This window comes from Janthinobacterium aquaticum (assembly GCF_009208565.1).
Taxonomy (GTDB): Bacteria; Pseudomonadota; Gammaproteobacteria; order Burkholderiales; family Burkholderiaceae_D; genus Janthinobacterium.
Map to the genome: position 1 here is coordinate 155708 of NZ_WFLK01000010.1, position 26677 is coordinate 182384.

The 26677-nt window shown below is 60.5% G+C and carries 24 protein-coding genes; 9 read left to right on the plus strand and 15 right to left on the minus strand.

Translation table 11 applies throughout. The features are described from left to right. Positions 1–215: 215 nt before the first annotated feature. Positions 216–470, plus strand: a complete 255-nt coding sequence (locus GCM43_RS16660) for a hypothetical protein (protein ID WP_152246257.1) — start codon at positions 216–218, stop codon at positions 468–470. 182 nt (positions 471–652) lie between these two features. Here GCM43_RS16660 and bamC read toward each other — a convergent pair whose 3' ends face one another. The 8 genes from bamC to GCM43_RS16700 form a co-directional block, all read right to left on the minus strand. After that, complete coding sequence (bamC, locus tag GCM43_RS16665; protein WP_152246259.1) at positions 653–1846, minus strand: outer membrane protein assembly factor BamC; 1194 nt, start codon at positions 1844–1846, stop codon at positions 653–655. Between the two features lie 68 nt (positions 1847–1914). Continuing rightward, positions 1915–2793, minus strand: coding sequence for a 4-hydroxy-tetrahydrodipicolinate synthase (dapA, locus tag GCM43_RS16670; protein WP_152246261.1), 879 nt, complete (start codon positions 2791–2793; stop codon positions 1915–1917). A gap of 84 nt (positions 2794–2877) precedes the next feature. Beyond that, positions 2878–3465, minus strand: a complete 588-nt coding sequence (locus tag GCM43_RS16675; protein WP_152246263.1) for a class I SAM-dependent methyltransferase — start codon at positions 3463–3465, stop codon at positions 2878–2880. A 13-nt stretch (positions 3466–3478) separates the two neighbouring features. Then, the gene (locus GCM43_RS16680; RefSeq protein ID WP_152246265.1) at positions 3479–4156 is read right to left on the minus strand and encodes a site-2 protease family protein; all 678 of its coding nucleotides are present in this window, start codon (positions 4154–4156) and stop codon (positions 3479–3481) included. A 75-nt stretch (positions 4157–4231) separates the two neighbouring features. After that, positions 4232–4855 (minus strand): L-threonylcarbamoyladenylate synthase, encoded by a 624-nt coding sequence (locus GCM43_RS16685; RefSeq protein ID WP_152246267.1) that lies wholly within the window; start codon positions 4853–4855, stop codon positions 4232–4234. A gap of 37 nt (positions 4856–4892) precedes the next feature. Beyond that, entirely contained in the window at positions 4893–5780 is an 888-nt protein-coding gene (gene htpX, locus GCM43_RS16690; protein ID WP_152246269.1) for a protease HtpX, read from the minus strand. A gap of 93 nt (positions 5781–5873) precedes the next feature. Beyond that, positions 5874–6707, minus strand: coding sequence for a 3',5'-nucleoside bisphosphate phosphatase (locus GCM43_RS16695; protein WP_152246271.1), 834 nt, complete (start codon positions 6705–6707; stop codon positions 5874–5876). A gap of 87 nt (positions 6708–6794) precedes the next feature. After that, positions 6795–7670 carry an alpha/beta fold hydrolase gene (locus tag GCM43_RS16700; protein ID WP_152246273.1) on the minus strand — a complete coding sequence of 292 codons (876 nt, stop codon included), beginning with the start codon at positions 7668–7670 and terminating at the stop codon, positions 6795–6797. A 207-nt stretch (positions 7671–7877) separates the two neighbouring features. On the opposite strand from GCM43_RS16700, the gene GCM43_RS16705 reads away from it, so the two are divergent. The 3 genes from GCM43_RS16705 (at position 7878) to GCM43_RS16715 (ending at position 10017) form a co-directional block, all read left to right on the plus strand. After that, a complete protein-coding gene (locus tag GCM43_RS16705; protein ID WP_152246275.1) occupies positions 7878–8402 on the plus strand; it encodes a gamma carbonic anhydrase family protein in 525 nt (174 codons plus the stop codon). A 3-nt stretch (positions 8403–8405) separates the two neighbouring features. Next, complete coding sequence (hslO, locus tag GCM43_RS16710) at positions 8406–9386, plus strand: Hsp33 family molecular chaperone HslO (protein ID WP_152246277.1); 981 nt, start codon at positions 8406–8408, stop codon at positions 9384–9386. Between the two features lie 358 nt (positions 9387–9744). Beyond that, positions 9745–10017, plus strand: a complete 273-nt coding sequence (locus tag GCM43_RS16715) for a hypothetical protein (RefSeq protein WP_193315647.1) — start codon at positions 9745–9747, stop codon at positions 10015–10017. A gap of 213 nt (positions 10018–10230) precedes the next feature. Here GCM43_RS16715 and ftsB read toward each other — a convergent pair whose 3' ends face one another. The 3 genes from ftsB to GCM43_RS16730 all read right to left on the minus strand — a co-directional run bounded on the left by ftsB (position 10231) and on the right by GCM43_RS16730 (position 13698). Further along, positions 10231–10554: a cell division protein FtsB gene (ftsB, locus tag GCM43_RS16720; protein WP_152246281.1), complete on the minus strand. Its 324-nt coding sequence runs from the start codon at positions 10552–10554 to the stop codon at positions 10231–10233. 58 nt (positions 10555–10612) lie between these two features. Further along, on the minus strand, positions 10613–11896 hold the full coding sequence (gene eno / locus GCM43_RS16725; RefSeq protein WP_152246283.1) for a phosphopyruvate hydratase: 1284 nt from the start codon (positions 11894–11896) through the stop codon (positions 10613–10615). Positions 11897–12039: 143 nt separating this feature from the next. Beyond that, positions 12040–13698 carry a CTP synthase gene (locus GCM43_RS16730; RefSeq protein ID WP_152246285.1) on the minus strand — a complete coding sequence of 553 codons (1659 nt, stop codon included), beginning with the start codon at positions 13696–13698 and terminating at the stop codon, positions 12040–12042. 246 nt (positions 13699–13944) lie between these two features. Between GCM43_RS16730 and GCM43_RS16735 the strand changes: the two genes are divergently transcribed. Beyond that, positions 13945–14352: a PRC-barrel domain-containing protein gene (locus GCM43_RS16735; protein ID WP_152246287.1), complete on the plus strand. Its 408-nt coding sequence runs from the start codon at positions 13945–13947 to the stop codon at positions 14350–14352. Between the two features lie 95 nt (positions 14353–14447). Next, positions 14448–15851, plus strand: a complete 1404-nt coding sequence (locus GCM43_RS16740) for an FAD-binding oxidoreductase (protein WP_152246289.1) — start codon at positions 14448–14450, stop codon at positions 15849–15851. Positions 15852–15928: 77 nt separating this feature from the next. Here the strand turns inward: GCM43_RS16740 and GCM43_RS16745 are convergent, their stop codons facing one another. Together GCM43_RS16745 and GCM43_RS16750 are read right to left on the minus strand one after the other, a co-directional pair. Continuing rightward, a complete protein-coding gene (locus GCM43_RS16745) occupies positions 15929–16432 on the minus strand; it encodes a GNAT family N-acetyltransferase (RefSeq protein ID WP_226929523.1) in 504 nt (167 codons plus the stop codon). A gap of 51 nt (positions 16433–16483) precedes the next feature. Beyond that, positions 16484–19621 carry an error-prone DNA polymerase gene (locus GCM43_RS16750; RefSeq protein WP_152246291.1) on the minus strand — a complete coding sequence of 1046 codons (3138 nt, stop codon included), beginning with the start codon at positions 19619–19621 and terminating at the stop codon, positions 16484–16486. A gap of 107 nt (positions 19622–19728) precedes the next feature. Here GCM43_RS16750 and GCM43_RS16755 point away from each other — a divergent pair, with 107 nt between their 5' ends. Together GCM43_RS16755 and GCM43_RS16760 are read left to right on the plus strand one after the other, a co-directional pair. After that, positions 19729–20526: a PhzF family phenazine biosynthesis protein gene (locus GCM43_RS16755; RefSeq protein WP_152246293.1), complete on the plus strand. Its 798-nt coding sequence runs from the start codon at positions 19729–19731 to the stop codon at positions 20524–20526. Positions 20527–20687: 161 nt separating this feature from the next. Next, a complete protein-coding gene (locus GCM43_RS16760; RefSeq protein WP_152246295.1) occupies positions 20688–23093 on the plus strand; it encodes a TonB-dependent receptor plug domain-containing protein in 2406 nt (801 codons plus the stop codon). A gap of 388 nt (positions 23094–23481) precedes the next feature. On the opposite strand, the gene GCM43_RS25845 is transcribed toward GCM43_RS16760, so the two are convergent. Beyond that, positions 23482–23634, minus strand: coding sequence for a hypothetical protein (locus GCM43_RS25845; RefSeq protein ID WP_193315648.1), 153 nt, complete (start codon positions 23632–23634; stop codon positions 23482–23484). 79 nt (positions 23635–23713) lie between these two features. On the opposite strand from GCM43_RS25845, the gene GCM43_RS16765 reads away from it, so the two are divergent. Continuing rightward, on the plus strand, positions 23714–25462 hold the full coding sequence (locus tag GCM43_RS16765) for a methyl-accepting chemotaxis protein (RefSeq protein ID WP_152246297.1): 1749 nt from the start codon (positions 23714–23716) through the stop codon (positions 25460–25462). A 13-nt stretch (positions 25463–25475) separates the two neighbouring features. On the opposite strand, the gene coaD is transcribed toward GCM43_RS16765, so the two are convergent. Further along, positions 25476–26624, minus strand: a complete 1149-nt coding sequence (gene coaD, locus GCM43_RS16770) for a pantetheine-phosphate adenylyltransferase (RefSeq protein ID WP_152246299.1) — start codon at positions 26622–26624, stop codon at positions 25476–25478. Positions 26625–26677 lie beyond the last annotated feature (53 nt).

Sequence of the window (26677 nt, forward strand, 5' to 3'; positions counted from 1 at the left end):
AATATTGCGATATCACAAAATAGTTGCGTGTTTGGCTTGTACTCCTATTGCGACGCACCAAAAATCGCTATAATATTCGGTTAGGAAGTTTCCGTTGTCTGGCAGGCACCACCTGGTACGAAAAGCCTTCGAAGACGACCTAACGAGCGATAATTACCGGTAATTATTCATCGCAACAATGTTGATTTATTTTTGAAATAATTAAGGAAAAACAAATGAAAAAATCCCTGCTGATCGCCTCCCTGATGGTTGTTGCTCTGGCTGCTTGCGGCAAAAAAGAAGAGCCAGTTGCTCCAGCACCAGTAGTTGAAACCCCAGCACCAGCTCCAGCAGCTGAAGCCCCAGCAGCTCCTGCTGCTGACGCTGCTGCTTCGGCCGCTACCGACGCTGCTGCTGCTGCTTCGGCTGCCGCTTCGGCTGCTACCGACGCTGCTGCTGCCGCTTCGGACGCTGCATCGGCTGCTAAGTAATTAGCAACCCCGCAGGATAAGAGCCGGCCTTCGGGCCGGTTTTTTTTCGCCTGGCGTTTTGTCAGGCAAGCCGGCAATACAAGGCTGGCAATACAAAGCCGGCAGGCGAAAAAAAGCCGGTCTCGAAAAGAGCCGGCTTTTTTTGCGACGCAGGCGCCAACCTGGCGCCTTGCATGCAACGCTTACTTGAGCTGGTCGTTGAGCAGACCCAGGATTTTCTCGGCCACTGGCGAGGTTGCAGGCTGGCCTTCGTTGCTGAGCACGGTGACCAGGCTGGTGCTGCCGTCGCCGCCCTTGACCAGCACGCGATAGCGCTGCGCTTCCTTGTCCTTGTCGGACGAAGAACCCCAGCTGAACAGTTTCGAGAAGAAGCCGTCCTGCTTGGTCGCGTCCGGATCGACATAGCGCACGAAATAGGTGCCCTGGGTACGATCGCGGTCTTCCACCGTGAAGCCAACGCGGTCCAGCGCCAGGCCGACACGGCGCCAGGCGCGGTCGAACCCTTCGTCCACTTCGATACCGCGGCCAGCGGTGGCCACAGTACCAACGAGTTGCGCATGCTGCGGCTGCACAATGGCGGCGTCGACGGCCGTCTTGGCTTGCGCCTCATCCTTGGCAGCGCCCAGGCGCGTCATCAGCCTGGCCAGCAATTGCGCTTCCAGACCAGGATCGTTAGGGCGCGCGGTCCAGGTCGTCGTTTCCTTGTCGCGGCCCGTTACCACCTCTTCCACGCCACGGTGACTGATATAGATTTCAGTCGAACCATCGGCCACGCGCTCGACGCGGGTGCGGAATTTATCTTTTTCACCGGTCGAATAGAGCGAATCGAACACTTTGCCGATGGTATTGCGGATGAAGTCCTGCGGCACCTTCGAGCGGTTTTCATTCCACTCCGTTTCCATGATGCCAGCCGTTGGCTGGTCGATTGCCAGCGTAAAGCCGGCATCTTCCCAGAACTGCTTGATCTGCGGCCACAGCACTTCAGGCGGCTGCTTGACCACCAGCCAGCGCTGGTTGCCGGCGCGCTCGACCTTGATCGAGCCGACCGTGATCGGCACCACGCCGACGACGCCATCGGCGGTGACGACGGTCTGTGCACCGTTCGCTGCCTGGCGCTGCGCGTTATAGCCCGAGGCGGTGGCAATGCCATTCTTGGCGTCAGGCAGGCTGTAGCGATTGTCCTGCTGCAATTGCGTGAGGTCCGGCGGTACGTCCAGGGCGGAGGCTTTCTTGACCGACTTGTAGTCGACCTTGTCGCCACCGACCACCGAGCTGATCATGCCACAGCCAGCCAGGCTGGCCGCAACGGCGCCGATAACGATGCCGCGCACGGCGATGGTGGCTGGCGCCGGGGTAGTTTTCTTGCTATTAGTCATGTCGATACTGGATAAGAAGCTAAGTGGCAGCTGAAATCAGGGAAAGTCCCAACCGGACTGGTCGGGGCTCAGGACAGTACGCCCGCTTCGCGCAGGGCGTCGCGTACGGTTGCGTGGAAATTGTCGGCCAGCGGCACCAGCGGCAGGCGTATGCCGCCGGGCATCAGGCCCATCTCCGCCAGCGCCCATTTGACGGGCACCGGATTGGGCTCGACAAACAGTTTTTGATGCAGCGGAAAGACCTTGTTATTGATGGCAATGGCGGTAGCGCGGTCGCCGGCCATGGCGGCCACGCACAGTTCATGCATGGCGCGCGGCGCGACGTTGGCGGTGACCGAAATATTGCCGTGACCGCCGCACAGCATCAGCGCCATGGCGGTCGGATCGTCGCCCGAATAAACGGCAAAGTCGCTTGGCACCAGGCGCAGCAGGTCGATACCGCGACCGAGGTTGCCGGTGGCGTCTTTCACGCCCACGATATTGGGAACCGACGCCAGGCGCACAATGGTCTCGTTGCTCATGTCGGCCACGGTACGGCCCGGCACGTTGTAGAGGATCACAGGGATATCAACGGCTTCGGCAATCGCCTTGAAATGCTGGTACATGCCTTCCTGGGTAGGACGGTTGTAGTAAGGCACCACTTGCAGGACTGCATCGGCGCCCGCGTCTTTGGCATAGCGCGTCAGCTTGATCGCTTCAGCGGTAGAGTTGCCGCCGGCGCCGGCGATCACGGGAATGCGGCCGTTGGCGTGCTCGACGGTCAACTTGATCAGCTCGCAGTGCTCTTCCACGCTGACCGTTGCCGATTCGCCCGTGGTGCCCACGATAACGATGCTGTCCGTCCCCTCGGCAATATGCCAGTCGATCAGCTTGCGCAGACCTGGAATGTCCAGACTGCCGTCCGCGTGCATCGGGGTGACGATTGCTACAATGCTGCCCTTGATCATAGTAAGTTTATAGCGCCGATAAATAAAACAACGATTGTAGCGGATAGCCCGCGCCTGTGGTGCATTCTACTGCAGAGTGACCGCTCAAAACGCTGGCAACAGCGCCGCCAGCCGTGGAAAATCCGGCCGCACGGCGCAAATTCTTTGCACCAGCGCGGCCTTGGGCTGCTCCACCCGCCCCTCTTCATATGCCACCACGCGCAGGCCGTGCTGCAGCGCCCAGGCCAGTGTCTCGCCTTCGCGCAGCAGGAAGTCGGGATTGGACGGCCTGCCGAATTGCTCGTTGCCTTCGGCAAAGGTTTCGTAGATCAGCACGCCATCAGACGCCAGACTGGCCACCACCGCATCGACCAGCGGACGGTGCAGGTAATTGGTCACCACCACGGCGGCAAAACGGCCGGCGGCAAACGGCCAGACGGCGCCTTCGGCCTCCAGGTCGACCAGCGAGGTGGTGATATTGGTGCCGGTGGCTTTTTCCAGCATTTCCGGGTCGTGGTCGAGCGCCAGCACCGGATGGCCGAGGCTGGCCAGATGGCGCGCATGGCGGCCGTTGCCGCAAGCCAGGTCCAGCACTTCGCCGCTGGGAATAATCGGCGCCCATCGGCGCACCCAGCCCGATATCGGCTCGGCCGGCGCACTCGGTTCGTCAGTCACATGCGAGGCTATTTTCATGGTTTTCTCAAGCTCAACTCAGCAGATACGTCAGCGGGGTAACCAGCTTGACGAAAAGGCCGATAACAAATTCAATGGCGACGATCAGCGGGCGGTTCAGTACGCCCAGGTACATCAGCAGCACCAGCGCGCCAAACACATACATGCCGTAGCGTTCGATATTGGCGTACGGACGCGCCAGGTGCATCGGCAGGATGCCGGTCACGATGCGTCCGCCGTCGAGCGGCGGCACCGGAATCATGTTGAAGACAAACATGGCGGCGTTGACGCTGACACCGGCGCCAGCCATCTTGCGGATGAACATGCCGATTTCACTTGGCGGCAACACCATCAGCAGCACATACACGATCATCCAGGCCAGGCCCATCGCAAAATTCGAGCCGGGGCCGGCAAAGGCCACCCAGGCCATCTGCTTCTTCGGATTGCGCAGGCGGCCAAAATCGACCGGCACCGGCTTGGCATAGCCAAACGGCACCTGGATGGTGAAATACAGCAGCAGCGGCAGAATGACCGTACCGAAAGGATCGATATGGCGGATCGGATTGAGGCTCAGCCGGCCGGCCTCGGAAGCGGTCGGGTCGCCAAAATAACGGGCGGCATAACCGTGCGCCGCCTCGTGCAGGGAGATGGCAAACAGCACCGGAATCAGGTAGACCGCAACGGTCTGGACTATCGTGTTGAAATCGCTCATGGCGGCGATTTTACCAGAGCCGCCATGACCCCTCTCTTATGCCTTCATTAAAGGCAGGTAAAGCCGGCGCCCGAGCTACAGGCCCAGCACGGCCGGATCGCCGCGCCCGACCCTGATCACTTCCGGTTCGCTGCCGCTGAAATCGATCACGGTACTCGGGCCATGCGCGCAGACACCGCCATCGATGATCAGGTCGACCAGCTTTTCAAGCCGCTCGCGGATGGTGTCGGCGTCGGTCAGGCTGTCTTCGTCGCCAGGCAGGGTCAGCGTGGTACCCAGCAGCGGCTGACCCAGTTCTTCCAGCAGGCATTGCACGATGCGGTGCTCGGGCACGCGCAGGCCAATGGTCTTGCGCGACGGATGACTGAGGCGGCGCGGCACTTCCTTGGTCGCTTCCAGGATAAAGGTGTAGGAGCCTGGCGTGGCAGCTTTCAGCAGGCGGAACTGGCGGTTGTCGACGCGCGCGTATACGCCCAGCTCGCTCAAATCGCGGCACAGCAGCGTCAGGTGATGTTTCTCGTCGATGCCGCGGATACGGCGCAGACGCTCGACGGCCGCCTTGTCGTCGAGCTGGCACACCAGCGCGTAGCAGGAATCGGTGGGAATCGCTGCCACGCCGCCGGAACGGATGATCTGCGCCGCCTGCTTGACCAGGCGCAACTGCGGATTGTCAGGGTGGATCTGGAAAAATTGACTCATGGTGGTTCCTGGCTAGCATGCCAGCTTGTTCAACATGTCATGATTGTACGCCGCGCAGCGCAGCGATGCGTTCCTCCAGCGGCGGGTGGGTGGCGAACAGCGCGCCAAAGCCGCCCTTGCCGCCGCTGATGCCGAGCGCCTGCATCGATTGCGGCAGCTCGCCGGGCGCCACACCGCCGAGGCGCGCCAGCGCATGGATCATCGGCGTCGGGCTGCCCAAGAGCTTGGCCGCACCGGCATCGGCGCGAAATTCGCGCTGGCGCGAGAACCAGGCCACGATGATCGAGGCGAGCAGGCCGAAGATGACTTCACACACCATTACGGTGACGAAATAGCCGATGCCGCGCCCGCCGCCTTCGCGGTTGTTATTTTTCAGCAGCACATTGTCGACAAAGAAGCCAACCACGCGCGCCATGAACACCACGAAAGTATTGACCACGCCCTGGATCAGCGTCAGCGTGACCATGTCGCCATTGGCCACGTGCGCCACTTCGTGGCCGAGCACGGCTTCGACTTCATCGCGGTTCATGCTTTCAAGCAAACCGGTCGACACGGCCACCAGCGCCGAATTCTTGAACGCGCCGGTAGCAAAGGCGTTCGGCTCGCCGTCATACACGGCCACTTCCGGCATGCCGATGCCGGCGCGTTCGGACAGCGCACGCACGGTATTGACCAACCACAGTTCGGTCGATGAACTGGGGTTGTCGATCACGCGCGCGCCGGTGCTCCATTTGGCCATCGGTTTGCTGATCAACAAGGAAAAAATCGAGCCGGTAAAGCCGACCACCAGCGAAAACACCATCAGGCTGCCGAGGTTGAGCGTGCTGCCGCGCGCGGGATTGCCGACGCCCAGCAAACTGAGCACGACAGACAACACCAGCATCACGGCCAGATTGGTGACGATAAAAAGGACGATACGTTTCATGGGCGATGGCTCCAGAGGAAAAAATTAAACAAGTCAAGGCGTGGAAACTCCTGCAATTGCTTGCAAGTTTGTCAGGCCGAACTTAGTTGTTGCTTAAAACCAATCGTGCCAGATCGGCTTGACGTTGGCTGGCAGCGGCGGCAGCAGGGCAAAGTCGACCCGCGCCTCGCCCGGCGCATGAAAGTCGGTGCCGCGCGAGGCCAGGAAACCATAGTCGTTGGCCAGCCGTGCATATTCGGCATACTGGTCCGGCGTATGGCTGCCGGTCACCACCTCGATGGCCACGCCACCCAACTGCTTGAATTCATCGAACAGCACGCCCTGCGCCGTATCGCTGAAACGGTAGCGCCCCGGATGGGCAATCACGGCCAGGCCGCCGGCGGCGCGTATCCAGCCCACGGCCTCGGCCAGCGTGCCCCAGCGGTGCTCGACATAGCCCGGTTTGCCTTCGGACAGATATTTTTTGAACACTTCGGGAATATTGGCGCACCTGCCCGTTTCGACGATATAGCGTGCAAAATGGGTGCGCGACATCAGGTCGGGATTGGCGACATATTTCAGCGCGCCCTCATACGCATCGGGGATGCCGGCCAGGGCCAGCTGGCGCGAAATTTCACGCGCGCGCGCATCGCGACCCGAGCGTGTCTGCTGCAAGCCCTGCACCAGCGCCGGGTGGGTTTCATCGATCTGCAGGCCGACGATATGCACCGTCTGGCCGGCCCAGGTAATCGAAATTTCCACGCCTGCAACAAACTGCATGCCCAGCGCCAATGCGGCCTGGCGCGCTGTTGCCACGCCCGAGATTTCATCGTGGTCGGTCAGCGCCCATACATCGACGCCGGCGCGGTGCGCGTGCGCCGCCACCTCGGCAGGCTTGAGCACACCGTCGGAGATGGTTGAATGGCAATGCAGATCGACTTTAAGCATACGAACACCAGGCCCGGCGCGGGCAAAAACATGGACAAGTTTTTATTGTACGCTGCCTGGCCGGCCTTGCAGGTGCGCGCGGGCAGATCAACGCAAAAATGCCTCGATCAGCCGCGCCAGTGCGGCGGGCTGGTCGTGATGCAGCATATGGCCGGCGTCGCGCAACAGCTCGCAGCGCACATCCTTGAGGAAACCCAGGCGGCGCTCGATCTCGGGGCGCGCGGTTTCTTTAGGTCCCAGCCAGTCCCACATATTGATGTCATCGGCTTCCACCCACAGCACCGGCGCCGTAATACGCTGCCAGCAGGCCATGACTTCCTCGACCTGGTACAGGATCGGATTGACGCGCTTGTGCTGCGGGTCGCCCATGATGTCCCACTCACCGGCCTCGTTCTGCGTCGCCCAGTGCTGGGCCAGGAAAGCGGCGCGCTCATCTGGCAGGCGCGGATTGGTTTTCTGCAGGCGGGCCGCCACCGCCTGCAGATCGGGATAGCTGCGCATCTGCGGCGGCTGGCGCAATTCGTCCAGCCATCTGGCGTAGCGGCCAGGGGCCTGCTCGGGGCGGGTGGCCATCATGCCGAAGCCTTCGAGGTTGATAAAGCGCGCAATACGCTCGGGGCGCACGCCGGCATACAGGCCGGCAATATTGGCGCCCATGCTGTGGCCGAGCAGATCGACCGGTGCGTCGGGCGAATAATGGAGCAGCATGGCGTCCAGATCAGCCAGATAGTCGGGGAACCAGTAGGTATCGGACTGGGTATAGTCGGACAGGCCGAAGCCGCGCCAGTCGGGTGCGATCACATGCCAGTCGCCGGCAAGTTCATCGACTACGAACTGGAAAGAAGCGGCCACGTCCATCCAGCCATGCACCATGAACAGGATCGGCGCGCCTTCGCGGCCCCAGTGGCGCACATGGGTGCGCGCGCCACGGATGGAAATGAATTCGGAACGGGAAGTTTTCATCGATGGCTACCTTGAAAGTGACGCAGTTGTCGCCACATAGTCTGCTTGAAAATATCGTAAGCCGGCTAGCAAGGCCAGCGGCATTAAAAGTACGACCGTTCGATAATTATAGCGTATCGGTCGCCGCAGTCCGGACTTGCCATGCAACAGCGTAAAATAGCGCTGATCCGGCTGCCCCGGCCTCCCCTTCACCTGCCACGGACTGACATGACACTCTACCAATTGGGCGCTGATGCGCCACAGATTGATGCTTCGGCGTTTGTTGCCGATACGGCCAATGTGATCGGCAAGGTCACGCTGCATGAAAACACCTCGGTATGGTTCGGCGCCACCCTGCGCGGCGATAACGAGCGTATTACGGTGGGCGCCAACAGCAATGTGCAGGAAGGCGCGGTGCTGCATACCGACCCAGGCTACCCGCTCGACGTGGGCGAAAATGTGACCATCGGCCACCAGGCCATGCTGCACGGCTGCACCATTGGCGACGGCTCGCTGATCGGCATCCAGGCGGTGATCCTGAACGGCGCGCAAATCGGCAAAAACTGCCTGGTCGGCGCCGGCGCCCTGGTGACCGAAGGCAAGCAGTTCCCCGACAATATGCTGATACTCGGCACGCCTGCCAAGGCGGTGCGCGCGCTGACGCCGGAAGACCTTATCAAACTACAAGGTAACGCGCTGAACTATGTGCAGCGCGGCCAACTGTTCAATACGCAACTTAAAAAGATCGGATAAACCATGAGCAACGAAACCACTGGCAGCGTCAGCGCCCCGACTACTGGCCCGGACCGGCTGCAAAAATTTATTTTCGATAACGCCGCCGTGCGCGGCCAGTTTATCGATGTGTCCAGCACCTGGCAGGAAGTGGTCACGCGCCACGACTATCCGCTCGCCGTCAAGAAGGTGCTGGGCGAAATGGTGGCGGCCGCCGCCCTGCTGTCGGCCAACCTGAAATTCAACGGCTCGATCATCATGCAGATCCATGGCGACGGTCCGGTGCGCCTGATGGTGGTCGAATGCGACTCGGAACTGCGCCTGCGCGCCACCGCCAAGCTCGACCCGGACGCCGTCATTGGCGATGGCGCCACCGTGCCGCAGTTGCTCAACGCCAGCGGCAAGGGCCGCTTTATCATCACGCTCGACCCGGCCGACAAGGTGCCGGGCCAGCAGCCGTATCAGGGCATCGTGCCGCTCGACGGCGACGACATGGCCACCGTGATTGAAAACTACATGCTGCGTTCGGAACAGCTCGATACGCGCCTGTGGCTGGCCACCGACGACAGCACCTCGCGCGGCCTGCTGCTGCAAAAGCTGCCGCACCACGGCGGCAAGGCCGAAGCGACGCCTGTGTCGGAAGAAGACGCGCTGGAAACCTGGAACCGCGCCGTGATGCTGGCTTCGACCCTGAAAGAAGAGGAAATCCTGGCCACCGATATCGACACCCTGATGCAGCGCCTGTTCTGGGAAGAAACGATCCGCGTGTTCGACCCGCTGCACCCGAGCTTCCACTGCACCTGCACGCGTGAAAAAGTCGGCAATATGCTCAAGATGCTGGGCGAGGAAGAAGTCAACAGCACGCTCGACGAAATCGGCCATGTGGGCGTGAACTGCGACTTCTGCGGCCAGCGCTATGATTTTGACAAGGTCGATTGCGCCCAGCTGTTTATTACCGACGCGCCGGCCGAGGTGCTGATACCGCCGGCGAGCAGTATCAACTAAGCACACCATTTAAAAAATCGTAGGTCGGATTAGGCGGGGCCGCCGAGGCCCTTCGGGCCGTAATCCGACAACATTGTTGACGCCTGAGGTGTTGTCGGATTACGCGGGGCTTTGCCCCGCTAATCCGACCTACGCTCCGTTTCGACCCGGCAAGTTTTCCTCCATATTTCCAACGCGCCAGCAATGTGCCGCAAAGATACAAATCCTCACAATTTATTTAAAGCATGATTTCAGTGCTTGACGCCCCTCATATTCATCGCATGAATTTCTGAGATTGAAATTTGAAATTGGACGAATAACCGCCGATTCGCTATTGTGCAATGCAACAAGACAGCACTTTCACTTATCGGAGGGCATGATGTCCACACTGACCACAACTTACAGCAATAACCACGCCGACGGCTATTTCAGCAACCTGGGCCGCGCCGCGCGCGCTTTTATCGGCGCCCTGGTGGCCGCCAAACCAGTCGACGCTGCAGCGCAGCAAGATGCTGCCGTTGCAGCCGAAGACCAGCGCTATATGCGCCCCAGCCGTCGCGATATCGCGCTGCTCAACGCGGAAGCGACCCATTACGACAAGCTGATGCCGAACCTGGCCGCCGAGCTGCGCTTCCTCGCTTCGCGCGGTTGAGTCGAATCACACACCATTTAATTATTTAGCCTAGGACTGACCTACCATGATGTTACTCGAAACCACCCTGATTACCCTGGCCGTTGCCGTCACCGCGATCCGCTTTTACCTGATCACCACCGGCAAGGGCGAGCGTTAATCGCCGCAGCAAAGCAGCATGTTTGAATAGTTTGTATTGACGCGCCAGCCTGATTGCAGGCTGGGCGAGTTGACTTAATGTGTCGCGCCGGTATCGGCTGGCGCCTGCGGCGGCGGCGGGGTCTGGCCCTTGCGCACGATCTGCACGAAAATCTCGTTCTGCTTGACCATGCCCAGCTCGAAGCGGGCCCGCTCTTCCACCGCACCGGTACCATCCTTCAGGTCGCGCACTTCGGAATCGAGCTTGGCGTTACGCGCCTTCAATTCCATATTCTTTTTATTGGCCACCGCCACCTGGGCTTCCATGTCGGCAACGCGCAGCCAGCCGCCTTTACCCAGCCAGAGGGGAAATTGTATGATCAGCAGCAACGCTGCAAGGGCAAGGGTAATGATGCGCATGGGATATCGGTGAAAAAACCGGCCGGATTAATCCGGCCGGCCTGTGGTTTTACAGCAATTACTTCAGATTATAGAACGCGTCACGGCCAGGGTAGCTGGCGATATCGCCCAGGTCTTCTTCGATACGCAGCAACTGGTTGTACTTGGCCATGCGGTCCGAACGCGACATCGAGCCGGTCTTGATCTGCAGGGCGTTGGTACCGACAGCGATATCGGCGATGGTCGAATCTTCGGTTTCGCCCGAGCGGTGCGAGATGACGGCGGTATAGCCGGCGCGCTTGGCCATTTCAATCGCGGCAAACGTCTCGGTCAGGGTGCCGATCTGGTTGATCTTGATCAGGATCGAGTTGGCGATGCCTTTCGAGATGCCTTCTTTCAGGATCTTGGTATTGGTCACATACAGATCGTCGCCAACCAGTTGTACCTTCTTGCCCAGTTCGGCCGTCAGGATCGCCCAGCCTTCCCAGTCGCCTTCATGCATCGCGTCTTCGATCGAGATGATCGGGTACTTGTCGCACCAGGTCGCCAGCAGGTTGGTGAACTCGGTTGCCGTCAGGCTCAGGCCTTCGCCCGCCATTTCATATTTGCCGTCCTTGTAGAACTCGGAAGCGGCGCAGTCCAGGCCGATGGCGATCTGGGTGCCTGGCTCGTAGCCGGCTTCTTCAATCGCCTGGATGATCAGCTTGATGGCTTCTTCATGGTTGGCCAGCGATGGTGCGAAACCGCCTTCATCGCCGACGTTGGTGTTCAGGCCCTTCTTGTGCAGGATCTTTTTCAGCGTGTGGAACACTTCGGCGCCATAACGGACGGCTTCCTTGAACGACGGTGCGCCCACTGGAATGATCATGAATTCCTGGATGTCCAGGTTGTTGTCGGCGTGTGCGCCGCCGTTGATCACGTTCATCATCGGCACTGGCAGTTGCATGGCGCCCGAACCGCCGAAATAGCGGTACAGCGGCAGGCCGGCTTCTTCGGCGGCAGCCTTGGCAACAGCCATCGACACGGCCAGGATGGCGTTGGCGCCCAGGCGCGATTTGTTTTCGGTGCCGTCCAGGTCGATCAGGGTACGGTCCAAAAATGCCTGCTCATTGGCGTCCAGGCCCATGATGGCTTCGGAGATTTCGGTGTTGATGTTTTCGCATGCTTGCAGCACGCCTTTGCCGAAGTAGCGCTTGGCGTCGCCGTCGCGCAGTTCCACCGCTTCGCGCGAACCGGTCGAAGCGCCCGACGGTACGGCGGCACGGCCCATCACACCGGACTCCAGCAGGACGTCGCATTCGACGGTTGGATTGCCGCGCGAGTCGAGGATTTCACGGCCGATAATGTCAACAATAGCACTCATGTCATTTCTCCAAAGTTAAACGTAACAAGCTGCACACTGCGTTCTGATGCGCAATTGCACAAGGGGCAAAAAAATTCCCGGCAGGAACTCCAGTCAACACTGGCCTGCCGGGATCGGTGCTTCAAGCACTATACGTGGTCACGTCAGGCTTGCTCAGTCACAGCGCCATTGCCTTTATGGGCCAGCGCTGCCTTGATATACGACGTAAACAGCGGGTGGCCGTCACGCGGGGTCGATTTGAACTCGGGATGATACTGCACGCCCATATACCATGGGTGGGCGTTATCACCGGTGCGCGGCAATTCCATGATTTCGCACAGGTCTTCGGTCGGCGTACGGGCAGCCACCACCAGGCCAGCCGCTTCCACGCGTGGCAGGTAATGGTTGTTTGCTTCGTAGCGGTGACGGTGACGCTCGGTCACGACGTTGCCGTAGATTTCCGCAGCCAGCGTGCCCGGCTTGATCTCGCAGGTCTGCGCGCCCAGGCGCATGGTGCCGCCCAGGTCGGAATTTTCATCGCGCTTTTCAACCTTGCCGTCCTGGCCTTGCCACTGGTCGATCAGGGCCACCACCGGCTGCGCCGTTTCCAGGTCGAATTCGGTCGAGTTGGCGGTCGTCAAACCGGCTTTATGGCGTGCGTACTCGATCAGCGCGACCTGCATACCCAGGCAGATGCCCAGGTAAGGGATCTTGTTCTCACGGGCAAACTGGGCAGCCATGATCTTGCCTTCCACGCCGCGCTTGCCGAAGCCGCCCGGTACCAGGATGGCGTCGTACTTGGCCAGTTCGGCGCAACCGGTCGTTTCGATCTCTTCCGAGTCGATGTACTCGATATTGACCTTCGACTCGGTATGGATGCCGGCGTGACGCAGCGCTTCGGTCAGCGATTTGTACGACTCGGTCAGTTCGACATACTTGCCGACCATACCGATGGTGACTTCCGCTTTCGGATGCTCGAGTGTGTAGATCAGCTTGCTCCAGACCGACAGGTCGGCCGGTGCAGGATTGATGTCGAGCGCTTCGCAGATAATCGCGTCCAGACCCTGGTCATGCAGCATCTGCGGTACTTTGTAGATGGTGTCGACGTCCCATACCGAGATCACGGCTTTTTCTTCGATGTTCGAGAACAGCGAAATCTTGGCGCGTTCGTCTTCCGGAATGGCGCGGTCGGCGCGGCACAGCAGTGCGTTCGGGAAAATACCGATTTCGCGCAGTTTCTGTACCGAGTGCTGGGTCGGCTTGGTTTTCAGTTCGCCGGCAGAAGCGATATACGGCACCAGCGTCAGATGCACAAACGCGGTATTCTTGCGGCCCACGCGCAGCGCCAGCTGGCGTGCCGCTTCCAGGAATGGCAGCGATTCGATATCGCCGACGGTGCCGCCGATTTCGCACAGCGCCACATCGTAGCCTTCGGCGCCGCGACGCACGTAATCCTGGATTTCATTGGTGATATGCGGAATCACCTGTACGGTCTTGCCCAGGTATTCGCCGCGGCGTTCCTTGCGGATCACCGATTCGTAAATCTGGCCGGTGGTGAAGTTGTTCACCTTTTTCATGCGGGTGGAGATGAAGCGCTCGTAGTGGCCGAGGTCGAGGTCGGTTTCGGCCCCGTCGTCGGTCACGAATACTTCACCGTGCTGCATAGGGCTCATCGTGCCAGGATCGACGTTGATATACGGGTCGAGCTTGAGCATGGTGACTTTGAGGCCGCGCGATTCGAGGATCGCAGCGAGAGAGGCGGCGGCAATCCCTTTTCCAAGGGAAGACACAACGCCGCCGGTGACGAAGACAAATTTGGTCATTGCAGATGGTGCCGAACGGCACGTGCGGGAAATTGAAATTATACACTAAAAAGTGCGCGATGCTCGCCTGCCAGCGCGGGAAAATGCGTCAACTGCCGGCTAAGTCACCGCTCCTGCCGTGCATCTACAACAAGATTATGCATTGGCAATATTTGAAATATTTATAGTCTTATATGCTATGTGGGTGAGCTAACAGACCCCGGCGCGACCGTACGCGACACTGGCATTTTTCCAATGGAGGTAATCATGAGCTACGAAGATCGCGACGCCTATGGCATGTATGTCAACCGTGGCCGCAAGGGCCCGGGCCCTGAACTGATGGGCGCCAACACCCTGATCGGCGACCATGTGCACAACGCCAAGGATGAACATCTGGGTGAAATCAAGGAAATCATGATCGACATGCGCAGCGGCAAAATTGCCTACGCCGTGATGTCGCATGGCGGCGTGTTTACCATCGGCGAAAAACTGTTTGCCGTGCCTTGGGAAGCGCTGCTGCTCGACACCGTCAACAAGCGCTTCACGCTCAATGTCGACAAGGAGCGCATTGAAAACGCCCCCGGTTTCGACACGGAAAACTGGCCCGACATGGCCGACACCACCTGGTCGAACGAAATCCACAGCTATTACGGCACCACCGCGCGCGATTACTAAATCGCCGCTGGCAGCATGCATTGAAAGCCGGGCACGCCCGGCTTTTTTACGCCTGACCCTCTGCAAGGTAGAATAAAAAAAATGGAGGACTTTGCATGGATCGCCCTGAACACGTATTGAAAAAACCTTTGCCGCCTGCCCTGGCAACTGCCCTGTCGCTGATCTTTGCCGACCGCTACAGCACCAGCGAGGCGATGCGTGCCCACCATGGCCGCGACGAGTCGAGCTACGATCCGATGCTGCCCGACGCCGTGGTGTTTGCGCACAGTACCGAAGAGGTCGCGGCCATCGTCAAGCTGTGCCATACCCATCGCGTTCCCGTGATCGCCTATGGCAGCGGCACTTCGCTCGAAGGCCATGTGCTGGCGCGCCATGGCGGCATTACCATCGACCTGTCGCAGATGCAGCAAATGGTGGCGGTGCATGCCGAAGACCTGACTGCCACCGTGCAGGCTGGCGTCACGCGCAAGCAGCTCAATGCCGAGCTGCGCGATACCGGCCTGTTCTTCCCCATCGACCCGGGCGCCAATGCGTCGCTGGGCGGCATGGCCGCCACCCGCGCCTCGGGCACCAATGCCGTGCGCTACGGCACCATGCGTGAAAACGTGCTGGCGCTGACGGTGGTCACCGCCGACGGGCGCATTATCAAGACCGGCACGCGCGCCAAAAAATCGTCGGCCGGCTACGACCTCACGCGCCTGTTTGTCGGCAGCGAGGGCACGCTGGGCATTATCACGGAAGTGACCGTGAAACTGTATCCGCTGCCCGAAGCCATCTCGGCGGCAGTTTGCTCGTTCGGCTCGACCGGTGACGCCGTCAACGCCGTGATCCAGACCATCCAGATGGGCGTGCCGGTGGCGCGCGTCGAGTTTCTCGATGAGAATGGCGTCAAGGCCATCAACGCCTACGACAAGCTGGCGCTGCCGCAAAAGCCGCTGCTGCTGTTTGAATTTCACGGCAGTCCCGCCAGCGTGGAAGAGCAGGCGCAACTGGTACAGACCATCGCCGCCGAACATGGCGCCAGCGGTTTCGAGTGGGCCAGCAAGCCCGAAGAACGCTCACGGCTGTGGGCGGCGCGCCACAATGCCTATTTTGCGCTGTTGCAGTTGCGCCCCGGCTGCCGCGCCATCTCCACCGACTGCTGCGTGCCGATCTCGCGCCTGGCCGAATGCATGCTGGCCACCCGCGACGATTGCGAACGGCAGGGCCTGGTCTACGCCATGATCGGCCACGTGGGCGATGGCAACTTCCATGTGCAGATGCTGGTCGACCCCGACAACCCCGACGATATCGCACGCGCCGAACAGGTCAACCGCGCCATGGTCTCGCGCGCCATCGCCATGGACGGCACCTGCACCGGCGAGCACGGCGTGGGCATGCACAAGATGGACTTCCTGGTCGAGGAGCATGGCGAAGACGCCATCACCACCATGCGCACGCTCAAGCATGCGCTCGATCCGCATAACATCATGAATCCCGGCAAAGTGATCGCCTGGTAACAAACGCGGGGTCAGTTCCGCCATTTGTACACGAACTCGGCTGTATAGCCTTGCAAAGGAGCCATCATGCTCCAGCTTTACGATAAAGGATGAGGCCGTGTCCGAATGGCGGAACTGACCCCGAGTTTATGCATCGGTATATACGCAATCCCGTCGGCCTCGACTTTCGGGCCCGTGGCCACAAAGCCCAGCTGCTCATAAAACGGCAGTGCCCGCAGCGAGGAATTGACGGTAAAGGCGAGCACTTCGGCGCGCGCCAGCGATGCGCTGCTGGCGGCCTGCCACAACTGGCGCGCAATGCCGCGCCGGTGCAGCGCGCGTGGCACGAACAGGTGAAACAGATGGCTGTTGTCGCGCATGGCCACCACGCCAGCCAGTTCGCCGTCGAGGTACGCAATCTGGTAGACAAACTTCGGTTGCGACAGATAGCGCTCGATCGCTGCCAAGCTGCAGTTTTCAATAAACTTTTCCGCGCCACGGCCATCCGGGTGCAGCGTCAGGAACGGCATCAGGTCGGTGATCAGGGCGGCAATCACGGGCGCGTCGGAAACGAGCGCAGGGCGCAGGGTCAGTGTGGTCATGGATGCATCATGCCATGCGCCTGGCCGGCCGGCAAACGCCGAAAAAATCAGTCAGCAAAAATCACGGCTGCTGGTCTGCAATCTGCCCAGCAGATGCGACATATCAAACAACCGCTTGGCCACCAGATTGCGCACGATGCCTTCCTGCTGCCAGATGCCGTACACGCCCAAGAGGGGCGCACTCAATACCTCGCGCCGCTGTTCTTCCACCAGCGACGGCCAGACGATCACATTGACGTTGCCGGTCTCGTCTTCCAGCGTCAGAAACAGCACGCCCTTGGCCGTGCCCGGACGCTGGCGCACGGTGACGATGCCGCAGGCGCGCGCCTGCTGGCCATTGCGGTAGCACGATAATGTCGAGGCCGGCATAAAGCGCTGCGCCAGCAATTGCTTGCGCAACAGCGCCAGCGGATGGCGTCCCAGCGTCAGTCCCTGCGCGCGGTAGTCGCTGACGATGTCCTGCCCTTCGGTGGGCGCATCGAGCTGCGGCAGCGCTTCCTGCGGCGTGGTGGCGCGCAGCAAGTCCTTGTCGGGCACGGCACCGGCCGCCTGCCATAGCGCGTCGTGGCGGTGCCCGGCCAGCGCCAGCAGCGCATTGCCGCCAGCAAGCACCTGCAGGTCGTGACGGTCCAGGCCGGCGCGCCGCGCCAGGTCAGCCACGCTGGCAAACGGGAGCATTGCGCGTGCGTCCTCGATGCGCTGGGCCGCTTCCAGGCGCATGCCGCGCAGCTGGTTCAGGCCCAGGCGCACCTGCGGCGCGGCCATTTCGCCTTCCAGCGACGCTTCCCAGCTACTGACGGCAACATCGACCGGCAGCACCCGCACGCCATGGCGGCGCGCATCCTGCACCAGTTGCGAGGGGCTGTAAAAACCCATCGGCTGGCTGTTGAGCAAGGCGCACAGAAAGGCGGCCGGCTCATGGCATTTGAGCCAGGAACTGGCGTAAGTGAGCAAGGCAAAACTGGCCGCATGCGACTCGGGAAAACCGTATTCGCCAAAACCCTGGATCTGGCTGAAAATCGCCTCCGCAAATTCCCGCTTATAGTCATTGGCTACCATTTTCTCGACAATGCGCTCCTTGTAATCAGTCAGGCCGCCCTTGCGCTTCCAGGCCGCCATGGCGCGCCGCAGTTGATCCGCTTCGCCCGGCGTAAAGTCAGCGGCAATCATGGCCACCTGCATCACCTGCTCCTGGAAGATCGGCACGCCCAGCGTGCGTCCCAGTGCCTTTTCCAGGCCTTTCGGATAGTCTACCGGTTCGAGCTTCTGACGCCGCTGCAGGTAAGGATGCACCATGCCGCCCTGGATCGGGCCGGGGCGCACCAGCGCCACCTCGATCACCAGGTCGTAGAACTCGCGCGGACGCAAACGCGGCAGCATGCTCATCTGCGCGCGCGACTCGATCTGGAACACGCCGATGGTATCGGCCTCGCACATCATGTCGTAGGTGGCGCGGTCTTCCTGTGGAATATCCTGCATCTCGAACGGCGCGCCGCGGCGCAGGCCGACCAGTTCAAACGCGCGGCGCAAGGCCGACAGCATGCCCAGCGCCAGCACATCGACCTTCATCAGGCCCAGCTCTTCCAGGTCGTCCTTGTCCCACTCGATCACGCTGCGTTCGGCCATGGCGGCGTTTTCAATCGGCACCAGGCGCGACAGCTTGTGCTGCGCAATCACGAAGCCGCCCGGATGCTGCGACAGATGGCGCGGAAAGCCCAGCAGCGATTGCGCCAGCGTGGCCCACTGCTGCGACAGTTCGGCCTCGGGATCGAGGCCCGATTCGGCCAGCCGGTTCAGGAGGTCATGCTTGCTGTCGAACCAGCGATGCGCTTTCGACACCTTGTCGATCATGTCGAGGTCGATACCGAGCGCACGGCCGCTGTCGCGCAGCGCGCTTTTGGGCCGGTAGCAGATCACCACGGCGGCCAGCGCAGCGCGGCGCCGGCCATATTTGCGGTAGATATACTGCATCACCTCTTCGCGCCGCTGGTGCTCGAAGTCGACATCGATATCGGGCGGCTCATCGCGCTCGCGCGACATGAAACGCCCGACCAGGCAATTGCCGCGCGCCGGGTCCACCTCGGTAATGCGCAGGCAGTAGCAGACGGCCGAGTTGGCGGCCGAACCCCGGCCCTGGCACAGGATGCCCTGCGAGCGCGCATGGCGCACGATGTCATAAACGGTCAAGAAATAAGGCTCATACTTCAGCTCGGCAATCAGCTCGAGCTCCTGCTCGATCTGCTGCTGCACCTGGGCTGGTATGCCCAGCGGAAAACGCCCGCGCGCGCCGATGTAGGTTTCTTCACGCAAATAGCTGGCCGGCGTGTGGCCGGCAGGCACCAGCTCGTCGGGATACGCATAGCGCAATTCATCGAGATTGAAGCTACACTTGCCGGCGATATGGAGCGTTTCGGCCAGCACCTGCGGCGGGTAGAGATTGGCCAGGCGCAAACGCGCGCGCAGATGCTGCTCGGCATTTTGCGACAATGCATAGCCGCATTCGGCCAGCGGCTTGCCGATGCGGATCGCACACAGGGTGTCGAGCAGTATCTTGCGCGAGCGCACATGCATGCAGACATGGCCCACAGCCACCACCGGCAGGCCCAGCGCTTGCCCCGCCTGCAGCACGGCCATGCGGTGGGCGTCGTCCTGCGCCCGCTGCAGCAGATTCAGGCCAATCCAGCTGCGCTCGCTACCAAAGGTGCTGCGCAACCAAGCGCCCTGCTGCTGCAGGCTCGATGCTTGCGCCGGGTAGCTGGGCAGCAAGATCATCAAGCAATCGGGCAAGCCTTTCAGGTGCGCAAATTCAGGCGTAGGGTCGGTAAAGTCCTCCGGCGTCAGCAGATAACTACCCTTGGCTGCGCGCGTGCGCGCCATGGTGATCAGCTCGGACAGATTGCCATAGCCTTCCATGTTTTGCGCCAGCGCCACGAGCGTCCCGGCGGCGCTGCCATCGGCATGACGCAGATGAAAATGCGCGCCGATAATCAAGGGCAGCCCCCCCCTCTTGGCCACCGCATGGGCGCGCACTACGCCGGCCAGCGAACACTCATCGGTAATGGCCAGCGCCGCATAGCCGAGCTGCATGGCGCGCGCCGCCAGCTCCTCTGCGTGCGAGGCGCCCTGCAGGAAACTGAAATTGGTCAGGCAAAACAACTCCGCATACTCGGGCAAGACTGCAGCCGACATGATGCACCTCAATACTGTATAAAAACACAGTAATTATACTCACCTGCAAATTCTTCTCCCGAAAACACGAAGCACGCTATGCTGGCGTTTTATTTTCCTGTCCTGCCATGACCACTCACCTGCTCACCTGTTTTGGCCTTGCATCGGGTGGCGGCAACCCGGCGCTGGTGATCGAACACAACCATGACGATGAAGCGCAGCGCCAGCTGATCGCACAGGCGAGCGGCGTGAGCGCCTGCGTCTTTATCGACCGCCAGGCCGACGGCGCCGTCGTGCTTGATTATTTTTATCCGCATACGCGCAGTCCGCTATGCCTGCACGCCACGCTGGCGGCCAGTTATGTGCTGATGACCGAAGGCGCACCGGACAGTCTGCACGTCACCACTGCCATGCATGGCCAGCCTTTGCAGCTGCGCCGCCGCGCGCACGGCTTTCTGGTCGGCGTGGCGCCGCAAACGCCGCCCGCAGTGGCATTGGAAAGCTATCTGCCATCGGAACTGCTGGCCGAGCAGCTCACACTGGCCTCGCCACCGGTCATCGCCTCGGTCGGCAGCTCCAAGCTGCTGCTCGAAGTGGCTGACCGCACTACCCTGCGCGCGCTGCGGCCCAACCTGGAACTGATCGCCGACTGGGGCCGCCTGCACGCAATCAACGGCTGCTATGCCTATTGCCGGCTGGAAGACGGCCAGTATGAAGGGCGCAACTTCAACCACCTCGATCCGGCGCGCGAAGATTGCGCCACCGGCGTGGCCGCCGGCGCGCTGGCATGGCATCTGCAGCAGTCCTTGAGCGTGCAGCAAGGCCATGTCACGCAGCAGCCGTGCCTGATCGAAGTCCAGCTGCAAAACGGCCTGGTGTGGGTGGGCGGAATGGTGCAAACGAGCACTGCAATAGTGCCTGATTGATATTTGACGCACCATGAAAATGCAGCAAAAAAATAGCACGCTCAAGAAACAACAGTCCGGTGTTTTTTCCACGAGCAAAGCAAAGTAACGCTGGTGAATGATGAAATGTTGGCACTAGAATCAAGTGACCTTTCAAGCAATCAAACCACCGGAGAACCTGCGTGCCGACCATTACCCTGTTGCGTAAAGCCGTCCTTATCAGCTTGTATGGCAGCGCCGCGCTGGCCGTTTTCAGCCCGGCCGCCATGGCCCAGAGCAGCGACGCCCCAACGGCCGACGCCGCCGTGCAGACAGTGAGCGTAGTCGGTTCGCGCCGCGTTACCGCCAGTTCCTCCACCGACACCATGGTACCGGTCGATATCATCCCGATGACCAAAGTGGCCGAACAGGGCGGCCAGTTCGACCTGGCACAGTCGCTGCAGTATATTTCCCCATCGTTCAACTCGACCCGCCAGACCGGCGCCGACGGTGCCGACCTGATCGATTCGGCCGCCCTGCGCGGCCTGGGCTCGGACCAGACGCTGGTGCTGGTCAATGGCAAGCGCCGCCACACGACAGCGCTGGTCAACCTGTTTGGCGCGCGCAACCGCGGCAATACCGGCACCGACATGAATGCCATTCCACTGCTGGCCATCAAGAATGTGCAGGTGCTGCGTGACGGCGCCGCCGCCCAATACGGCTCGGATGCGATTGCCGGCGTGATCGACATCGAATTGAAGAAAAGCCTGGGCTGCGAAGCGGTGGCCGGCTATAGCCAGTATTCGGAAGGCGACGGCAAGAACTACATGACCTCGGCCTACTGCGGCATTGCGCTGGGCGACAAGGGCACGCTGGCCATTACCGGCGAATACCTGGACCGTGGCCGCTCCAACCGCGCCGACGCCGACAGCCTGCGCATCATCGGCGACACCAAGTCGGAAAACAAGACGCTGTACCTGAACGGCGACTATGCCACCAGCAGCACCGACAAGCTGTATTTCACGGCCGGCGCCCAGACGCGCGACGCCTCGAGCGCGGCGTTTGGCCGCGGCGGCATCGGCAGCGACGATATTCCATCGCGCAATTCGGCTGCCATGTACCCCAATGGTTTTGTACCCTTTATCAACGGCAAGATCGACGACCGCTATGCCACCCTGGGGCACCGCAGCCAGATCGGTGAATGGAATGCCGACTTCTCGCAGACCTACGGCTACAACAAGATGCGCTACGACATCAGCAATACGCTGAACGCATCGATTGCCAATCTCGACCTGCTCAACGGCGGCAAAGGCGTCAGCGCCAGCCGCTTTGACGCCGGCGGCTTCTCGTTCCAGCAACTGACCACCAATGCCGACTTCAGCCGCTACTACGACACCGTCCTGCGCGGCATGAACGTGGCTTTTGGCGCCGAATACCGCAGCGAGGAATACAAGATTTTTGCTGGCGAAGCCAATTCCTATATCGACGCCGACGGCGTGGGTTTCGGCGGCAACGCCGGCAGCCAGGGCTTCCCCGGTTTTCAGCCCAGCGACGCCACCAAGGCCAAGCGTCACAGCATTGCCGCCTATACCGACGTGGAGCTGGAAATCACCGAACGCCTGAAAAGCCAGGCCGCCGTGCGCTATGAAAAATTCAGCGACTTCGGCTCAACCGTCACTGGCAAACTGGCCGGCAGCTACAAAGTCAGCAATGACGTACTGCTGCGCGGCTCGGCCAGCACGGGTTTCCGCGCGCCGTCCTTGCAGCAGGTCTATTTCTCGTCGACCTTTACCGACTTTATCGGCGGCGTGCCAACCGATGTGGTGCTGGCGCCGAACGGTGGTGCAGTCGCCAACGCGGCCGGCATCCCGAAACTGAAGGAAGAAAAGTCGACCAGCTTTACCCTGGGCGCCACCTGGACCCCGACCCAGGCCATTTCCGTTACAGCCGACCTGTACAACATCAAGATCAAGGACCGCATCGTGCTGTCGGGCCGCTTCAATGCCGACAACTATCCGGACCTGGCCTCGCGCCTGGCCCTTCTCGGCGTAGGTGAAGCGCAGTTCTTCGTCAACTCGATCGACACGCGCACGCGCGGCCTGGACATCACCGCCGGCCACAAGGGTGAATTGTTCAGCAACCGCCTCAATACCTTCCTGGCACTGAACCTGAGCAAGACCGAAGTGACGAAAGTAAAGACGCCGGCGTCGCTGGCCGGCTTTGAAGACGTGCTGCTGTCCGAACGCGAGCGCCTGTTTATCGAACAGGGCGCACCACGCTCGAAAGCCACACTGGGCTTCGACTACCTGACCGGCAAGCTCGAATCGAACCTGCGCGTGATCTACTTCGGCCCGCAAACGCTGGGCACCTTCAGCGGCACCGCCGAAGGCGTCCCCAACGCGCGCTACGCCGCCAAGACCTCGGCCGACCTGAGCTTTACCTACAGCATCAACAAAAACACCAAGCTGACCTTTGGCGGCAACAACATCTTCAACGTCAAGCCCACCACGCAAAACGCCGATGAAACCGACAACGGCTTCAAATACGAGAGCGTGCAGTTCGGCCTGAATGGCGCCTCATACTTTGGACGTTTGTGGGTGAAGTTCTAAAAAAACCGGCAACCCGGGGTCAGTTCCGCCAATCCGACACAGCCTGATCTGTATGATGATAAATACACGCCGCGATGATAAAGCTACGGTTGCTACAGCTCAGTGCGTGTCCAAATGGCGGAACTGACCCTAATGCCCCCAAATGGCGGAACTGACCCTAATGCCCCCTAATGCCCCTGGCATGACAAACAGCAGCGGCTGTCCCAGGCAAGGACAGCCGCTGCGCTTTGCGCTGGCTGGCTGGTAATTGAACTAGCTGAACAAGCAAATAATAAACATTACAAATATGTAATATAGTTGCACCTCCACAACAAATCCATCGTTAAATTGCCTTTTAGAATTTTCCGTGGGAAACTTCAATTCATCAATACCGAAATAGGCAGTTCGTTTATTTCTTCATCGCAGCACCCAGCCCCGTGCGCATGAACGAGCAGTATTGCGCTGCAGCCTGATTTGACGCCTGGCGCCACCCCAGCACGGCTATACCTGCTGTTTTCAACATTGCATTACCCTGGCCTGATCGATAGTCCACGATGCCCATCGACTTTCCTGTTCCGCATCCATGACGTCACTCTTGCGACGCCTGAAGATCATATCAATACATATTGCAAGGAACTGTCGTGAAAAATTTAACTGTACGTACCCAGCTTGCGATTGCCTTTGGCGGCATTACCCTGTTGCTCGCTGCAATTGCCGTGATTGCCATCGTGAGAATGTCTTATCAGGCAGCGACGTTCGAAAATTATGTCCATGGTGTACGCGCGCGTTCGGAAGCTTCCCATATCGTGCGCGAATCGGTAGGGATGCGCGCGGTGGCAGCAAGAAACCTGGTGTTTGTCACCTCGCCGGCAGAGCGCGAAGTGGAGAAGAAACTGGTCTTCCAGGCGCAGGAAGAGGTGGTGGCCAATCTGCGCACCCTGAAGGAGCTGGCAAAAGACCCATCCGTATCGGATGAAGCGCGGCGCATGATCGACAAGATCGACAGCATCGAACAGCAATATTCACCTGTGGCGCTGGCCATTGTCGATCTTGCCCTGCATGACAAAAAAGACGAAGCCATCGTCAAAATCAACCAGGAATGCCGCCCGCTGCTGGCGCAACTGGTTGCTGCCTCCAGGGAGTATGCGCAGTACACCACGCAGCACTCGCTGGAACTGATCAAGGCAGCCGAAGATAAATTCACGACAGCGAGAAACCAGCTCATTGTGCTGGGCCTGCTCGCCACCGCACTGGCCATTGCCGCCGGCATCATGATTTCGCGGCGCCTGCTGGGCGCACTGGGCGCCGAACCGGTGACATTATGCGAAGCCGTAACCAAGGTCGCCAGCGGAGACCTGACCGGCGAACTGCATGTCAGGCCCGGTGACAGCAACAGCGTTCTGGCTGCGGTGCAGCGCATGCAGTTTTCGCTGGTCCAGGTCGTTTCCTCGGTGCGCCAGGATTCGGAACTGGTATCAACGGCCGCGGCGGAAATTTCCTCAGGCAATAACGACTTGTCGAACCGGACCGAGGAACAAGCCAGCTCGCTGGAAAAAACCGCTTCGTCAATGGAGGAACTGACATCGACCGTCAAACAGAATGCTGAAAATGCGCGCCAGGCCAACGTGCTGGCCATTACGGCGTCCGATGTCGCGACCAAAGGCGGTGCTGTCGTTTCGCAAGTCGTGGGCACGATGGAGTCGATCAGCGAAGCTTCGCGCAAGATCGTCGATATCATCAGTGTGATCGACGGCATTGCGTTTCAAACTAATATCCTGGCACTGAACGCGGCGGTGGAAGCGGCCAGGGCCGGTGAGCAAGGGCGTGGATTTGCCGTGGTCGCGTCCGAAGTGCGCAACCTGGCGCAGCGCAGCGCCAGCGCCGCCAAGGAAATCAAGGTATTGATCGACAACTCGGTGGAACGGGTTGACCTGGGCACCAAGTTTGCCAATGAAGCCGGCGCCACCATGTCGGAGGTTGTCAGCAGCGTCACGCGAGTCACCGATGTGATTGCCGAGATCGTCAGCGCAAGCCAGGAGCAGTCGACCGGAATCGAACAGATCAATGACGCCATCAGCGCCATGGACAATGTCACGCAGCAAAATGCGTCGCTGGTCGAAGAAGCGGCGGCAGCGGCTGAATCGCTGACAGCCCAGGCCGACAACCTGGTTCAGTCCGTGAGCATCTTTCAGATCCGTGCCGAGCGCAGCCAAGCTGCCGCGCCAGCGCAGGCCAGTGCCGTGCAGGTGCGCGCTGCAGTTCGCACACCGGCGCGCGCCGCAGCGGCCAGGCCAGTGAAGGTATCGAACGTCACCTCCCTGCCGGCAGCGAAGGCACGCAAGACAGCGGCCGCAGCAACAACTGACAGCGGCGACTGGGAAGAATTCTAGGCGCGCCAGCGACTCATGCCGCGGCCAGCATGCCGGTCTCGCGCTGCATGTTTTCAATCGCCCGGGCGTTGTACTGGTCGGCAAAGAATGCGTCGCCAAACAGCTGCCCGGCCTCGGCCTTGGTGGCCAGGTGTTGCATGGCCAGGCGGCGCTGCTGCCGGAAATGCGTCGGTTCGACATGTGCGTATTCGCGCCCGATGGCTGCCGTGTAGGCGTTGTAGACGTCATCGTCCTGGCCCAGGATGGCCAGGTCGGCGCTCAGCATGGCGTCTTTCAGCCGATGCGTAATCGCGGGGCCTTGGAAATGATCGGTGGCGCGGATCAGCTGCGCCACTTCATCGTTATCACCGGCATCAAGGCCGCTGGAGAGCCATAGCTGGGCGCTGGCTTCTTCGCTCGAATACAGCGCTTCGTCGTCGTGACTGTAGACGGCGTCGTGGAACCAGAAGGCCTTTTTCAGCAGCTGGCGCTCGCGTTTTCCTGCGCCGGTATTGTCGGCCCAGACGCGGATCTCGGTCAGGCCGTGCACCAGGTGTTCGAGGTTGTGATAATGGCGATCCGCGCCGCCGTAGGCCTGCGGCCCCGTCAGGTGGGCGAACCACTGCTCGAACAGCGCCAGCTGCGCGTCAGACGCCTGCGCATAGTTCCACAGCGCTTGCCACTCCTTGCGCAGCGAGTCGAGTATCCATGCGTGATAGGCGGGCGCGGGCACGAACTTTTTCATGGTCCAGTGCCAGCCGACCGGGCCTTCGAGCGCCTTGACGAAGCTGGAACTGACCGAACCGAGGTCGCGCGGCGGCATCACGAAAATGGTCTTGGCGCCTTGCAGCACATCGACGTTGGTCTGCTGGATCAGGTTTTCATAGTCGAAATCGGCGGTGGTGCGGATACCGCGAATCAGGTAGTCGCAGCCGTGCTTCTTGGCCGCGCGCGCCGTGTAGTCGCCCTTGACGATCACCACCTGCACATTGTCCCAGCCGCATTCGCGCGCGCTTTGTTCGATGATCTGCTTGCGCTCTTCAGCCGGAAACTGCGGCTTCTTGGCCGGGTTTTGCGACAGGAACACGATCACCTCGTCGGCCAGCGAGCGTGCTTCGCCGATCACCCACATGTGGCCGTTGGTAATAGGGTCGAGGGTTCCTGAAAATCCGATTTTCTTCATGCTGCATGGCTCCTGGTCTGGGGCGATATTGATTGCCAGACAATATAGGCAGC

Excerpts from the sequence above, each read along its gene's own strand:
- ftsB (WP_152246281.1), bottom strand. The coding sequence starts at position 10,554 with ATGCGCATCATTACCCTTGCCCTTGCAGCGTTGCTGCTGATCATACAA.
- GCM43_RS16700 (WP_152246273.1), bottom strand. The coding sequence starts at position 7,670 with ATGAAAACTTCCCGTTCCGAATTCATTTCCATCCGTGGCGCGCGCACC.
- GCM43_RS16735 (WP_152246287.1), top strand. The coding sequence starts at position 13,945 with ATGAGCTACGAAGATCGCGACGCCTATGGCATGTATGTCAACCGTGGC.
- coaD (WP_152246299.1), bottom strand. The coding sequence starts at position 26,624 with ATGAAGAAAATCGGATTTTCAGGAACCCTCGACCCTATTACCAACGGC.
- GCM43_RS16750 (WP_152246291.1), bottom strand. The coding sequence starts at position 19,621 with ATGTCGGCTGCAGTCTTGCCCGAGTATGCGGAGTTGTTTTGCCTGACC.
- GCM43_RS16755 (WP_152246293.1), top strand. The coding sequence starts at position 19,729 with ATGACCACTCACCTGCTCACCTGTTTTGGCCTTGCATCGGGTGGCGGC.
- GCM43_RS16660 (WP_152246257.1), top strand. The coding sequence starts at position 216 with ATGAAAAAATCCCTGCTGATCGCCTCCCTGATGGTTGTTGCTCTGGCT.
- GCM43_RS16740 (WP_152246289.1), top strand. The coding sequence starts at position 14,448 with ATGGATCGCCCTGAACACGTATTGAAAAAACCTTTGCCGCCTGCCCTG.
- GCM43_RS16685 (WP_152246267.1), bottom strand. The coding sequence starts at position 4,855 with ATGAGTCAATTTTTCCAGATCCACCCTGACAATCCGCAGTTGCGCCTG.
- GCM43_RS16695 (WP_152246271.1), bottom strand. The coding sequence starts at position 6,707 with ATGCTTAAAGTCGATCTGCATTGCCATTCAACCATCTCCGACGGTGTG.
- bamC (WP_152246259.1), bottom strand. The coding sequence starts at position 1,846 with ATGACTAATAGCAAGAAAACTACCCCGGCGCCAGCCACCATCGCCGTG.
- GCM43_RS16675 (WP_152246263.1), bottom strand. The coding sequence starts at position 3,465 with ATGAAAATAGCCTCGCATGTGACTGACGAACCGAGTGCGCCGGCCGAG.
- GCM43_RS16715 (WP_193315647.1), top strand. The coding sequence starts at position 9,745 with ATGTCCACACTGACCACAACTTACAGCAATAACCACGCCGACGGCTAT.
- hslO (WP_152246277.1), top strand. The coding sequence starts at position 8,406 with ATGAGCAACGAAACCACTGGCAGCGTCAGCGCCCCGACTACTGGCCCG.
- GCM43_RS25845 (WP_193315648.1), bottom strand. The coding sequence starts at position 23,634 with ATGGGCATCGTGGACTATCGATCAGGCCAGGGTAATGCAATGTTGAAA.
- GCM43_RS16680 (WP_152246265.1), bottom strand. The coding sequence starts at position 4,156 with ATGAGCGATTTCAACACGATAGTCCAGACCGTTGCGGTCTACCTGATT.
- eno (WP_152246283.1), bottom strand. The coding sequence starts at position 11,896 with ATGAGTGCTATTGTTGACATTATCGGCCGTGAAATCCTCGACTCGCGC.
- htpX (WP_152246269.1), bottom strand. The coding sequence starts at position 5,780 with ATGAAACGTATCGTCCTTTTTATCGTCACCAATCTGGCCGTGATGCTG.
- GCM43_RS16745 (WP_226929523.1), bottom strand. The coding sequence starts at position 16,432 with ATGACCACACTGACCCTGCGCCCTGCGCTCGTTTCCGACGCGCCCGTG.
- GCM43_RS16705 (WP_152246275.1), top strand. The coding sequence starts at position 7,878 with ATGACACTCTACCAATTGGGCGCTGATGCGCCACAGATTGATGCTTCG.
- dapA (WP_152246261.1), bottom strand. The coding sequence starts at position 2,793 with ATGATCAAGGGCAGCATTGTAGCAATCGTCACCCCGATGCACGCGGAC.
- GCM43_RS16730 (WP_152246285.1), bottom strand. The coding sequence starts at position 13,698 with ATGACCAAATTTGTCTTCGTCACCGGCGGCGTTGTGTCTTCCCTTGGA.